General features: G+C 67.1%; 11 protein-coding genes. 1 reads left to right on the top strand and 10 read right to left on the bottom strand.

Annotated features, from left to right (window positions below):
- Position 1: 1 nt before the first annotated feature.
- The 4 genes from J0J01_RS01730 to J0J01_RS01715 all read right to left on the bottom strand — a co-directional run bounded on the left by J0J01_RS01730 (position 2) and on the right by J0J01_RS01715 (position 4,961).
- Positions 2 to 1,033, bottom strand: coding sequence for an amino acid ABC transporter substrate-binding protein (locus tag J0J01_RS01730; RefSeq protein WP_296378406.1), 1,032 nt, complete (start codon positions 1,031 to 1,033; stop codon positions 2 to 4).
- Complete coding sequence (locus tag J0J01_RS01725; protein WP_296378473.1) at positions 1,033 to 2,022, bottom strand: amino acid ABC transporter substrate-binding protein; 990 nt, start codon at positions 2,020 to 2,022, stop codon at positions 1,033 to 1,035. The genes J0J01_RS01730 and J0J01_RS01725 overlap by 1 nt, the downstream gene beginning before the upstream one ends.
- A 139-nt stretch (positions 2,023 to 2,161) precedes the next feature.
- Entirely contained in the window at positions 2,162 to 3,322 is a 1,161-nt protein-coding gene (locus J0J01_RS01720) for a M23 family metallopeptidase (RefSeq protein ID WP_296378405.1), read from the bottom strand.
- 187 nt (positions 3,323 to 3,509) lie between these two features.
- Entirely contained in the window at positions 3,510 to 4,961 is a 1,452-nt protein-coding gene (locus J0J01_RS01715; protein ID WP_296378404.1) for a CoA-binding protein, read from the bottom strand.
- Between the two features lie 39 nt (positions 4,962 to 5,000).
- Here J0J01_RS01715 and J0J01_RS01710 point away from each other — a divergent pair, with 39 nt between their 5' ends.
- Positions 5,001 to 5,882 carry a pirin family protein gene (locus J0J01_RS01710; protein WP_296378403.1) on the top strand — a complete coding sequence of 294 codons (882 nt, stop codon included), beginning with the start codon at positions 5,001 to 5,003 and terminating at the stop codon, positions 5,880 to 5,882.
- Positions 5,883 to 5,942: 60 nt separating this feature from the next.
- Here J0J01_RS01710 and J0J01_RS01705 read toward each other — a convergent pair whose 3' ends face one another.
- The 6 genes from J0J01_RS01705 to J0J01_RS01680 form a co-directional block, all read right to left on the bottom strand.
- The gene (locus J0J01_RS01705; RefSeq protein WP_296378402.1) at positions 5,943 to 7,283 is read right to left on the bottom strand and encodes a TRAP transporter large permease; all 1,341 of its coding nucleotides are present in this window, start codon (positions 7,281 to 7,283) and stop codon (positions 5,943 to 5,945) included.
- Positions 7,280 to 7,837 carry a TRAP transporter small permease gene (locus tag J0J01_RS01700; RefSeq protein WP_296378401.1) on the bottom strand — a complete coding sequence of 186 codons (558 nt, stop codon included), beginning with the start codon at positions 7,835 to 7,837 and terminating at the stop codon, positions 7,280 to 7,282. Before J0J01_RS01700 ends, J0J01_RS01705 begins: the two co-directional genes overlap by 4 nt.
- A gap of 1 nt (position 7,838) precedes the next feature.
- Entirely contained in the window at positions 7,839 to 8,837 is a 999-nt protein-coding gene (locus tag J0J01_RS01695; RefSeq protein WP_296378400.1) for a TRAP transporter substrate-binding protein, read from the bottom strand.
- Between the two features lie 106 nt (positions 8,838 to 8,943).
- Entirely contained in the window at positions 8,944 to 10,506 is a 1,563-nt protein-coding gene (locus tag J0J01_RS01690) for an ABC transporter substrate-binding protein (protein ID WP_296378399.1), read from the bottom strand.
- Positions 10,507 to 10,652: 146 nt separating this feature from the next.
- Positions 10,653 to 12,191, bottom strand: a complete 1,539-nt coding sequence (locus J0J01_RS01685; protein ID WP_296378398.1) for a M81 family metallopeptidase — start codon at positions 12,189 to 12,191, stop codon at positions 10,653 to 10,655.
- 10 nt (positions 12,192 to 12,201) lie between these two features.
- Positions 12,202 to 13,020, bottom strand: a complete 819-nt coding sequence (locus J0J01_RS01680) for an alpha/beta hydrolase (protein WP_296378397.1) — start codon at positions 13,018 to 13,020, stop codon at positions 12,202 to 12,204.
- Positions 13,021 to 13,022 lie beyond the last annotated feature (2 nt).

Below are 13,022 nucleotides of genomic sequence, written 5' to 3'. Positions count from 1 at the left end.
CTCAGCGGATCGGCGGTGCGTACTGCAGACCGCCCTGCGTCCAGAGCTTGTTCACGCCACGGTCGATCTTGAGCAGCGAGCCCGAGCCGACATGGCGGTCGAAGCTCTCGCCGTAGTTACCGACCTGCTTGACGATGGTGTAGACCCACTTCTCGTCGACGCCCAGTGCCTTGCCCATGCCCGGGGTGACGCCGAGGATGCGCTTGATGGTCGGATTCTCGCTTTTCAGCATCTCGTCGACGTTCTTGGAAGTGATGCCGTACTCCTCGGCCTCCAGCATCGCGTACTGCGTCCAGCGGATGATGTCGGTGAGCTGGTTGTCGCCATGGCGCACCATCGGGCCGAGCGGCTCCTTGGAAATGATCTCCGGCAGGATCATGAAGTCGTCGGGCGTGAGCGGCGCCGGCGTGTTGGCGACGCGCGTCGCCGCCAGGCTCGATACGTCGGTGGTATAGACGTCGCAGCGGCCGGAGTAGAACGCCGCGCGGATCTCGTCGACCTTCTCGATGACCACCGGCTTGAAGGTCATCTTGTTGGCGCGGAAGTAGTCGGCGAGGTTGAGCTCGGTAGTGGTGCCGGGCGCGACGCAGACGGTCGCTCCGTTCAGCTCCTTGGCGCTCTTCAGCCCGAGTTTCTTGGGCACCATGAAGCCCTGGCCGTCATAGTAGGTGATGGCCGTGAAGTCGAGGCCGAGCGCGGTGTCGCGCTGCAGCGTCACCGTGGTGTTGTTCGACAGCAGGTCAACCTCGCCCGACTGCAGCGCGGTGAAGCGCTGCTGCGAGGTGAGCGGCACGTACTTGACCTTCTCCGAATCGCCGAAGATCGCCGCCGAGACGGCGCGGCAGACATCGACGTCGAGGCCGATCCACTTGCCCTGGCTGTCGGCCGCGGCGAAGCCGGCGATGCCGGTCGGCACGCCGCAGATCACCGCGCCGCGCGCCTTGATGGCATCGAGATCCTTGCCGGCGAGCGCGCTGCCCGAGGCGACGAGGGCGGCGGCTCCGATGGCCGCCGCGAAGAGGCGGCGTTTCATCAGCGGATCGGCGGGGCGTATTGCAGGCCGCCCTGCGTCCACAGCTTGTTCAGGCCACGCTCGATCTTGAGCACCGAGCCCATGCCGACATTGCGCTCGAAGCTCTCGCCGTAGTTACCGACCTGCTTGACGATGGTGTAGACCCACTTCTCGTCGACGCCCAGCGCCTTGCCCATGCCCGGGGTCACGCCGAGGATGCGCTTGATGGTCGGATTCTCGCTCTTCAGCATCTCGTCGACGTTCTTGGAGTTGATGCCGTACTCCTCGGCCTCGACCATCGCGTACTGGGTCCAGCGCACGATGTCGGCGAACTGGTTGTCGCCGTGCCGCACCGCCGGCGCCAGCGGCTCCTTGGAGATGATCTCCGGCAGCACGATGAAGTCCTCGGGCTTGAGCGGCGGTGGCGGGTTGGCGGCGCGCGTCGCATAGAGGCTCGACGAATCGTTGGTGTAGACGTCGCAGCGACCGGAGAAGAAGGCGGCGCGGACCTCGTCGACCTTCTCGATCACCACCGGCTTGAAGGTCATCTTCTGGGCGCGGAAGTAGTCGGCGAGGTTGAGCTCGGTGGTGGTGCCGGGGGCGACGCAGACCGTGGCGCCGTTCAGCTCCTTGGCGCTCTTCACGCCGAGCTTCTTGGGCACCAGGAAGCCCTGGCCGTCGTAGTAGGTCACCGCCGTGAAATCGAGGCCGAGCGCGGTGTCGCGCGTCAGCGTCTGGGTGGTGTTGTTCGACAGGATGTCGACCTCGCCCGACTGCAGCGCGGTGAAGCGCTGCTGCGAGCTGAGCGGCACGTACTTGACCTTCTCGGAGTCGCCGAAGATCGCCGCCGAGACGGCGCGGCAGACGTCGACATCGAGGCCGACCCACTTGCCGGTGCTGTCGGCCATCATGAAGCCCGCGGTGCCCTGGCCGACACCGCAGACCAGGCTGCCGCGCGCCTTGATGGCGTCGAGGTCCTTGCCGGCCCAGGCGCTGCCCGAGGCCAGCATCGTGGCCACCGCGGCCGCGGCTGTCAGAGTGAAATTACGCATTACGTTCTCCCATTGATGCCCTGTAGAACCCGGGCGCAGAGTCTCGCCTTCCCGGCCCCGTCAGGCAACAGTCGAAATGAAATGAATCGCGCGCGGCTCAGTTGTGGCCGGCGAACGGGTTCTGGCTCCACGGCTCGCTGCGGCGCGTCGAGCGCTGCTGCTCGCTCGCCGTGCGCACGTCCTGCTGCCACTTGCGATAGGCCACCAGCGACTGGCCGCCCAGCTCGTCGTGGCCGCCATTGCCCGAGATGTAGGGCTGCGGATCGACGAAGCGGCCGCCGACGATCACCGAGAAGTGCAGGTGCGGGCCGGTCGAGCGGCCGGTCGAGCCAACATAGCCGATGACGTCGCCCTTCTTGACCTTGCTGCCGACCGCCAGGCTGGTCTCGAAGCGGGACATGTGGGCGTACAGGGTCTCGAAACTGTCGGCATGGGTGATCTTCACCGTGCGGCCGTACTGGTAGTACCAGTTCTGGTGATTGATCACGCCATCGGCGGCCGCGAGGATCGGTTCGCCGACCTTGCCTTCGTAGTCGATACCGTCATGGAAGCCGCCGCCGCTCGAGCGGCCGTAATAGCGGCGGTTGCCGAACGGCGAGGAGATGCGCGAATCGGGCTTGGGATCGGTCAGGACGTTGCCGCCCAACCGCTTGCCGGTCTCGTCGAACCAGCCCTCCGGCTGGTCGAGCGGCGTGAACCACCAGTAGGACTTCTTGCTCTTGCCCTCGCCGATGCTGGCGTAGAGCAGGCGACTCGAGCCGTCGGCGGTGCGGCCTTCCAGCATCTCGACCTTGGGCGCGCCGGCCGCGAAGCCGGCGAAGGCGTCGCTGAGCGGCTTGAGCGCGCCGGCATTGGCGCCGCCCGGCAGGAAGCCCGCGGCGGCCGTCTTGGCGCTCACGAGCTTGACCGAGCCGGTGACGAGGGTGCGCGCCCCGGCGTCCGGCAGGGTAACCGTGCTGGGGGTCGGGGCATCCTCGGTCTTGCCGGCGGCGGCGGCCGGAGCCTCGGCGGTGGCGCCACTGTTGTGCTGCTTCAGCCACTGCTCGTTGAGCTTGTCGGCCTGGTTGTCGGTGGGCGAGGCGGCCTCTTTGGGCGGCAGCTTGAGATGGCCCTTGGCGGGCGCCTTGACCTGGGCGAAGGCAGGAACGACAGCGGGTGCGGACAGGAAACCGAAGAGGGAAACGGCGGCGACGGCCACAAAGGCGCAAACCTGCCGCGACCGGTCGGCGCGCTCAGCACGCGTCGTCGTGTACGCCATCAGCCTCTCCCGCCTAAGTCTTCAACACCTGAGGCTGACAGCGAATTTCCGACCTCCCGTCGGAGCCCGCCGCAATTGCCCCCGTTGCGGCCGATAGTGGACACGAGTTTTTCTCAAGTCCAACAAAAAGTGGCAAAAATGCAACACCTGTGCATGTAGTTGAAAACGCTGGAGAATCGCCGAATTATCATAGTTGGCGGCGTTTCCGGTCGTGGAAAACCCCACCGGGCAGAGTGTCGCTGCGGGCCGAATTCCGCAGGATCGGGTAGCGGGCCAGCAGCCCGGCGGCCTCGGCCATCTCCTCGACGTCGTTGAACATCGGCACCCCGGCTCGCTCCATGGTGGCGAACCAGTCGGCTTTGCCGGGCAGGGTGCCCATCATCGAATGCATCACCGGCAGCCGGGCCGCGCCGGCGAGCTCGGCCAGCCGGGCGATCACCGGACCCGCATCCACCATGAACGGCACGACATGGATCATCAGCACCATGTCGTAGGCCGACGCGGCGTGGGTCATGGCGGCCTCGAAGGCGAGGCCAAAGCGGTCGTCGCGGGCGTCGGCCAGCAGGTCGATCGGGTTGGCGGCCGAGGCCTCGGGCGGCAGCCGCTGGCGCAGCACGTCGGCCATCGGCTGGGGCAAGGCTCCCATCTCCAGCCCCTCGAGCGCCGCCCGGTCGGCGCAGATCACGCCGGGGCCGCCCGAGTTGGACAGGATCAGCGCCCGCTTGCCCAGTCCCTGCGGGAAGCGCCCGAACGCCTTGGCCGCGATCAGCAGCCGCCGCAGGCTCTCGACGCGGACGATGCCGCACGAGGTGCAGAAGGCATCGATCGCCGCATCGTCGTTGGCGATCGCGCCGGTGTGGGCCGCCGCCGCCAAGCCGCCAACGACAGTGCTTCCACCGAACAACGCGATCACCGGTTTGATCGCCGCGACCTCGCGCGCCAGGGTGCGGAAGCGCTCGTGATCCTCGATCGATTCGACATAGAGCAACGCCGCGCCGATCTCCGGCCGCGCGCCGAGCCAGGCGAGATAGTCCTCGACGCCGAGATGCACCGCGTTGCCGACCGACACCACCGAGGTCAGCGGCAGCCCGCGCGCATTGGCCTTGTCGATGAACTCCTCGGCGAGCGCCCCTGACTGCGAGATGAAGGCGAGCCCGTTCGCCGCGGCGCCCGGCGGCAGGTCGCGCAGGAAGGTGGCCGCGAAGCGCCAGGCCGGGTCGAGATGCACGATGCCGGCGCAGTTCGGCCCGGCGACGGTGAGGCCGCGCTCGGCCGCGAGCTTCAGCAGCGCCTCGTTGCGCGCTACGCCTGCAGGGCCCGCCTCGGCGAAGCCGCCGGGCAGGATCAGCAGGTTTCTGATGCCGCGGCCGGCGCACTCGGCAGCAGCCTCGAGGATGGCGTCCGGCCGGATCACGATCACTGCCAGATCCACCGGCGGGTCGATGGCGCCGATGGCGGTCACCGACTCGTAACCGAATATCGTGCCGCCTTTGGGATTGACCGGGACGACCCGTCCGCCGTACGCCGCCCGTTGCAGCATCTGCATGATCGCGCCGCCGGAGGAGGTGGCGCGCTCGCCCGCGCCGATGACGGCGATGCTGCGCGGCGCGAAGAAGGGCGAGAGGTCGCGAGGGCTCATGGCTATTTGTTTGCAGCACAAACAATGCGGGAGGACAAGATGACCGATCCGATCGAGCTCCTGGTCCAGGGCCGCGCCCACGAGCTGGGACCGGGCTTCGCGGTGCGCCGCGTGCTGCCGAGCGTCAAGCGGCGCATGGTCGGGCCGTTCATCTTCCTCGATCATTTCGGGCCGATGACGATCCCGCCGGGCGGCGACGGCATGGAGGTGCGGCCGCATCCGCATATCGGGCTCGCCACCGTCACCTACCTGTTCGAGGGCGGCATCTTCCATCGCGACAGCCTGGGCTACGCCCAGGCGATCCGGCCGGGCGACGTCAACTGGATGACGGCGGGAAGCGGCATCGCCCACAGCGAGCGCACCGAGCCGGAGATGAAGCGCACCGGCTTCACCATGCACGGCGTCCAGACCTGGGTGGCGCTGCCGCACAGCCACGAGGAGACGGCGCCGGTCTTCCAGCACGTGGCCAAGGCCGACCTGCCGGCGTGGCGCGAGGGCGGCACGGCGCTGCGCCTGATCGTCGGCAGCTACGCCGGCCGCAAGGCGCCGACCACGCATTTCTCGCCGATCTTCTACGTCGCGGCCGAGATGCCGGCGGCGGCCAGGATCACGGTCGCGCCGGAGCACGCGGAGCGCGGCGTCTATGTCAGCCACGGCAACGTCATGATCGGCGACCGCCAGCTCGCCGTCGGCGACCTCGCCGTGCTGGCGGCCGGCGTGCCGGTCGACGTGCTGGCGGGCGCCGACGGCGCCAAGCTGATGCTGCTGGGCGGGGCGGCGATGGATGGGCCGCGCCACATCTGGTGGAACTTCGTGTCCTCCTCGAAGGAGCGCATCGAGCAGGCCAAGGCCGACTGGAAGGAAGGCCGCTTCGCCAAGGTGCCGGGCGATCCGGAGTTCATCCCGCTGCCCGATCGCTGAGCGTCCTGCGAGTCCCGCGGACTTCCCACCGACTTCCCACCAATCTGTGGATAAGTCCGCTCAGGACGGGCAGATGTAGCCGGTGCCGCTGGGATTCTTGAAGCAGCCGACGGCCTGCGGCATGACCTGCTTGGGCAGCCACAGGATCACGCTGGGCGCGAAGATGGCGAACACGATGGTCGTCAGGAACACGACGTAGATCGGCAGCGCCGCCTTCAGGGCTTTCGAGAAGGGCACGCCGACGAATTTCGAGGCCATCAGCAGCACCAGCCCGTAGGGCGGGGTGATCAGGCCGAAGGCCAGGGTCAGGATCAGCACCACGCCCATGTGCACCGGGTTGATGCTGCCGGCCTCGGTCAGCGCGTTCACCAGCGGCATGAAGATGATGATGGTGGGGACCGGCTCGATGAAGTCGCCGACGATGGTGAACAGCAGCACCAGCAGCAGCATGATCAGGTGCGGGTCGCTGCCGGCGAGGTCGGTGATGAAGTCCGAGATCACGATGGCGCCGCGCAGGTAGGCCAGCATCCAGCCGAACGCCGTCGCCGCCGCGATGGTGATCAGCGGCAGCGAGTAGATCAGGCCGGCATAGCAGAAGTCGCGCGGCAGGTTGCGGATGTGCCGGGGATTGAGCATCGGGATCACCACCAGGATGATCCACGACACCGCCACCACGCCGGCCTCGGTCGGCGTGAACCAGCCGGTCAGGATGCCGCCCAGCAGGATCACCGGGATCATCAGCGGCAGCGCGGCTTCCTTGGTCGCCTGGCCGACCTGGCCGAAGCTCGAGCGCGGCCGGCGGATGCCCACCGGGCCGAAGAAATAGCAGTAGATCATCAGCCCGATGCCGATCATGAAGCCGGGCAGGAAGCCCGCCATGAACAGGCCGGCGATCGAGACGTTGCCGACCGCGCCGTAGACCACGGCGGTGATCGAGGGCGGCACCAGGGCGGCGATGGTCGAGGCCGAGGCGATGATGGCGGCGACGAACGGCGGGTCGTAGCCCTCCCTCTTCATCGACACGCAGAGCGTGCGGCTCATCACCGCCACGTCGGCGGTGGTCGAGCCCGACATCTCGGAGAAGAACATGCTGAACACGGCGACGACCTGGCTGAGGCCGCCCTTGAGATGGCCGACCAGCGACAGCGACAGGTTGATCACCCGCTGCACCACGTTGGCCGAGCTCATCAGCTCGCCGACCAGCAGGAAGAACGGGATGGCGAGCAGCGCTTCCGAATCGACACCGTCGAACATCTTCTGCACCAGCGCCGCGTAGGTGACGTCGGTGAAGGCCGAGCCGATGATCACGCCAGCGGTCAGCGAGAACGCCACCGGCACGCCGAGATAGCCGAAGAACAGGAACAGGAAGGTCATGAGGCCGAGAACCAACGCGGGGCTCATGGCGCACCGGCTCCTTCCTCGGGCATTGCGTCCTCGGGCGGTGTCTCGAAGCCGTTCCTGAGACCGTTGACCAGCTGCTCGAAGGCGAACAGCGCGATCAGGGCGCCGGAGATCGGGATCGCGGCATAGAGCGAGGCGATCGGCGTCATCGACGGCATGCGGAAGCTCGCGAAGCCGCGCAGGAAGTTCTCGTAGCCGAACCAGGCGAGGAACAGCCCGACGCCGATCACCACCAGGCGGATCGCCGCCTCGATGATCGTGCGCGGCCGGCCGGTCATCGATTCGCCGACCGCCGCCAGGTAGAGGTGGTCGTTGCGCCGCGTCGCCACCGCGGCGCCGATGAAGATGCCGTAGACGAAGAAGGTCGAGGTGACCTCCTGCAGCCACAGCCACGGCCGGCCGATCTCGCGGGTGACGATGTCGCACACCACCGACAGGCTGAAGCCGAACAACGTGACGCCGCACAGCGTCATCAGCACGGCTTCGAGCCCGTCGAGGGCGCGCCACTTCAACTGGCGCTGCCGGAGGAGCACCAGCGAGCGGTCGTCGGCCACTCTACTTAACCGCGGCGATCAGCTGCTGGATCTTGGCGGCGTGGGGACCGAGATCCTTGGCCATCTTCTCCAGATAGGGCGCGGCGATCTTGGTGAAGCCCGACTTGTCGATGTTGTCGACGATCTTTACGCCCATGCCCTTGAGCTTGGTTGCCGACTGGCGCTCGAGATCGAGCGCCTTGCCCGGCTCGACCTTGCCGACCTCGTCGGCCGCAGCCTGTACCCAGCCCTTCTGCTCGGCCGTCAGGCTCGACCACAGCTTGTCGCTGATCCACAGCAGGTTGTTGTTGGCCTCGTGCTCGGTCATCGACATCACCGGCGCCACTTCATAGTGCTTGTTGACCAGGAAGACATTGACGCCGTTCTCGGCGGCGTCGACCACGCCGGTCTGCAGCGAGGTGTAGACGTTGCCGAACGGCATGTGGACGATCTGCGCGCCGTAGGCCGGGAACATGGTGTCCTCGGTCGGCGTCGCCTGGACGCGCACCTTCATGCCCTTGATGTCGTCGAGCTTCTTGATCTCCTTCTTGGCGTAGATGTTGCGGAATCCGAGCGTCAGCAGCGACAGCACGTGCGCGCCCTGCACCGTCTCGTCGATCATGGTGCGCACCGCCCTCACCACCTCGGGATCGGCGATCGCCTTCTTGAGATGGGCCTCGTCGCGGAACAGGAAGTGCAGCGACATCACGCCGGCCTGCGGCGACAGCGTTGCGGCATTGGCCGAGGCGCTGAAGCAGAATTCGATGTCGCCGGCCTTCACCAGCTGCAGCACCTGCGGCTCCTGGCCGAGCTGGGCGCCGGGGTACTGGTCGATCAGCATGGTGCCCTTGCTCAGCTCATTGAGCTTGTCGGCGAAGATCTTGCCGCCGACGCCGTAGCCGGTGCCGACCGGCTGGTCGTAGGCGAGCTTGTAGTGCTTGGCCTGGGCGAACGCATCGCCCGTGAAGGCGAGGCCGGCCAGCAACGCGATACCGGCGGCTATCCGATTGAAACCCTTCATCGCGTCTCCCCTCGCAAATCGTTGTTTGCAGAAGGGTCGCATTTCAAAAGTTGTCGGACAACCTTTTCGGCTTCATATGATCTGCGATGCCGGTCGTGCCCGGCGGCTACTTCTTCTCGATGTTCCAGAACACCGTGACCGGCGAGGCGACGTTGCCGACGATGTTGGTGCGCCGCGCCGTCGGCTGGACGAACTGGCCGAGCGGCACCGTGATGCCGAGGTCGAGCACGCGCTTCTGGACCTGCTCGGCGAGCGCGAACTGCTTCTTGGGATCGTTCTCTTTGGCGAACGCCATGCGCAGCTTCTCGATCTCCTCGTCGAGCGGCCAGCCGAACTGGGCGCGGTCGCCGGTCGCCTCGGTGTAGTGGTTGACGATCGGGTCGGAGAGCAGGACGGTCGCCGCCGCGGTCATCGAGATGTTCCAGCCGCCCTTGTTGACCGGGTCCTTCTTGGCGCGGCGCGAGACCTGGGTCTGCCAGTCCATCGACTGCACGTCGACCTTGAAGCCGCCTTTCTCGAGCAGGCTCTTGGCGACCGGCGCGAGATTGACGTGCGTGTTGATGTCGGTGGTCTGCAGCACGACGATCGGCTTGCCGTCGTAGCCCGCCTCGGCGAGGAGCTTCCTCGATACCTCGAAGTTCGATTGCAGGAGGCCCTCGGCGCCGGCGGCCGTCTCGAACGTCGCGCCGCAGCCGAACATCGCGCGGCATTCCTTGAAGTAGCGCGGATCGCCGATATTGGCCTTGAGGAAGTCGGGCTGGTTCAGCGCATATTCGGCGGCGCGGCGGACCTTGAGGTTGTCGAACGGCGGCTGCTTCCAGTTGAAGCGCAGGACATAGGTGCTGCCGAGGTGATCGGGCACCTGGATCACGACGTTCTTGTCCTTCTCCAGCACCGGCAGCAGGTCGTGCGCCGGCGTCTCGATCATATCGACCTCGCCCGACAGCAGCGCGTTGATCGCGGTCTGGCCGTCGGGGATCGAGATCCATTCGACGCGGTCGAGCTTGGCGACCTTGCCGCCGGCCAGGCTCGACGGCGGCTCCTTGCGGGGCACGTAGTCGGGATTGCGGACATAGACGACCTTCTCGCCGGGTTTCCATTCGTCCTTCTTGAAGATGAACGGACCCGAGCCGGTGGTGTCGGAAATCTGCTGGCTGATCGGCGTCTCGGCGACCCGCTTAGGCATGACGAACAGCGGCACCGAGGCCGACTTGGCGAGCGTCTTCAGCACCAGGCCGAACGGCTCGCTGAGCACGATCTGGAAGGTCTTGTCGTCGACCGCCTTCATCTCCTTCGTCACCTTGGCGAGCAGGCCGCCCTGCACGTCCTTGTCGGTGAAGCGCTTGATCGAGGGGAGGACGTCGGCTGACGTGGCCGGCGTGCCGTCGGTCCATTTCAGGCCGTCGCGCAGCTTGAAGGTCCAGGTGAGCTTGTTGTCGCTCACCGTCCAGCTCTCGACCATCTGCGGCTGCGGCTCGAGCTTGGCGTCCAGCGCGAACAGCGTGTCGTAGATCAGGTAGCCGTGGTTGCGCACGATGTAGGCGGTGGTCCAGATCGGATCGAGGATCTTGAGATCCGAGTGCATCACGACCCTGAGCGTCTTGGGCTGCGCCAGCGCGGACCCCGCCAGCATCGAAACGCAAAAGGCAAGCAGCAGACGGCGCAGCATGGACGGACTCCCTCACCGATTCATCGTTACTGCAAGTGAAGGGCGTGAGCGCCGGCCGGTCAAGCTCTCATGCGGACCGCCGGCCTCCAGGCCCGCTCATGAATCTGATGCGGACCGGGAGGTCCGCGGTCCGGAAGACCCTTGACTCAAACGCGCTCGGGCGGCGTCCAGGCGGTCTCCTCGTCGAGCGGGTAGACCGGGCGCGGCAGCTTGGTCCAGGTGAAGTTGGCCAGCACCGGCGAGGTCAGGCCGGGGCAGTCGACCTCGTAGATCTGGTCGGGCTTGAAGAACTCGTCGAAGCCGCCGCGGAAATGGCCGCGGCTTTTCACCACCACGACCCGCGCCTGGGCGATGTCGAGGCCGAAGCTCTCGAACTGGCGCGGGTCCATGCACTGGCAGCGGTGGGTGATCACCACGATCTGGATGCCATCGAGGTCGAGCACCGCCGACGGCCCCATGTCGGCGGCGACGTTGCGCAGCACGCCGCGGCGGCCGACGAACTTGCCGTCGGTGAGCTTCACGACCTTGGCGTTCTCGCAATCGAAGGGCAGGGAGAACTCGTGCGTCTCCTTTGTGTTGAACGAGGCGGTGAAGATCGCACCTTCGCCCAGCGCGTGCGCCTGGGCGGCGAGGGCGGCGTCGTTGAACACGCCGAAGATCACGCCCTTGGCGCTGGCGCTCTTCAGCGCACGCAGCAGGTAGGTGGTGTTGCCGCGCGCCCCGCCGCCGGGATTGTCGGCGACGTCGGCCACGATGATCGGCTTGCGGCGGCGGTCGCGCCCGACCGAGGCGGCGAGCTGCACGGCGTCGGACATCGCCATCATGCCGCGCTTGAAGCGTTCCTTCATGCCCCAGGCGCGCTTCGCCAGCTCAAGCGACAGCGCCGCTGCCGCCTCGCGCTTGCCGTTGCGCGCGGTGACCACGGCGGCGAGGCCGTTCTTGGGCGAATCGGCGTAGGCGAAGCCCGCCATCACCGAGACGTTCATGATGTCGCCGCCGACCCTGGTCTGGCCGTACTTGATCAGGTCGGCATAGGGGCCGCGCGCGGTCAGCAGCGCGATCGGCGGCGAGACGATCGGCACCTTGACCATGGTGACGGCGGTCTCGGTGCCGGCCAGGCACTCGCGTAGGTGCTTGGCGGCCTCGACGCCGCGCTCGTAGATGTCGTTGTGGGGGTTCTCGAGGTAGCCGACGAACACCGAGAGAGTGTCGGTCATGCGCCGCGAGACGTTGGCGTGCAGGTCGAACACGGCGACCACCGGCACGTCGGGGCCGACGACCTTGCGGACCATCTCCAGCAGGTCGCCGTCGGGATCGTCGGTGCCCTCGGCGAGCGCCGCGCCGTGGCAGGAGACGAACACGCCGTCGACCGGCAGCACGGACCTGAGCCCGGCCTCGATCTCGGCGAGGAACTCCTTGAAGAAAGTCTCCTCGACCGGGCCGCCGGGCTGGGCCTGCGAGACGCGCAGCGGCACCGGCGTCCACGGACCGCCCTTGTCCATCTCGGCGAAGAAGCCCGGCAGGTCGGGCAGGGTGATAGAGGCCTCGGCGCGGCCTTCGGTGACGATGCGGTTGCCGCGGATGTCGACGTCGGTCTCGAAATCTTCCTTGGTGCTGACCGGCGAAAAGCGATTGCACTCGATGGCGAATCCCAGCACGGCGATTCGCGGGTTGTCCTTGGACAACGTCTCCTCCTTAGCGGTGGAGCGAGAGGAAGGTCTCCACCAAGCGATTGAACGTAGCGGCCTGCTCGAAGTATGGCGAGTGTCCACTGTCGGCGATCACTCGTGCGTCGGCGCAGGGCAGCTTTGCGGCGATGGCCTCGGCGAGGAACGCAGGAAAAACAACGTCTTGGCCGCCCGCAATCAGCAGCGTCGGCACGCGGAAATCCTTCAGCCCGTCGAGGGTGCGGACCGCTGTGCGACGCAAGCCTGTGCGCACTTTCTCCTTGTCGAGCGCGCCCGCCATCTCGTCGACGCTCTTGTAAAGAAGATGCAACGCGGGCGTTCGCGCCGCCGCGGCGAGGCCGACGGCGGGATGGACGCCCTGGGCGAGGCCCGCGGCGACCTTCGCCTCAGCATCCTCGAGCCAGGCGTCGTACGTCGCGCCGCCCGACGGATCGGCGCCGCGGCGGTCGATGGTGCCGGAGGTCGAGCTCAGCACCAGCGCCGTCACCTTGCCCGGATTCGCGATCGCGTATTCGAGCACCGTCCAGCCGCCCATCGACTGGCCGACGAGCGCCACGTCGGCGAAGCCGAGATGATCGACCAGCGCGGCGAGGTCGCCGGCATAGTCGGCGGGATCGGGCCCTTCGGCGATCCGATCCGACGGCGCGAAGCCGCGATGGGCGAAGGCGACGCAGGTGTAGTGCGGTGCGAAGTGCGCGACCTGCTGCCACCAGCTCATCTGGTTGCCGCCCAGCCCGTGGGCGAACAGCAGCGCCGGCCCGCTGCCCGTCACTTCGTAGTGGAGCTTGCCGAACGGCCGTTCGAGCTTGCCGGCGCTGCGCTTCATCG

Source organism: Reyranella sp. (assembly GCF_017305915.1).
Taxonomy (GTDB): Bacteria; Pseudomonadota; Alphaproteobacteria; order Reyranellales; family Reyranellaceae; genus Reyranella.
The sequence above is the reverse complement of the archived record's forward strand: the minus strand, read 5'-3'. Positions and strand labels throughout refer to the sequence as shown.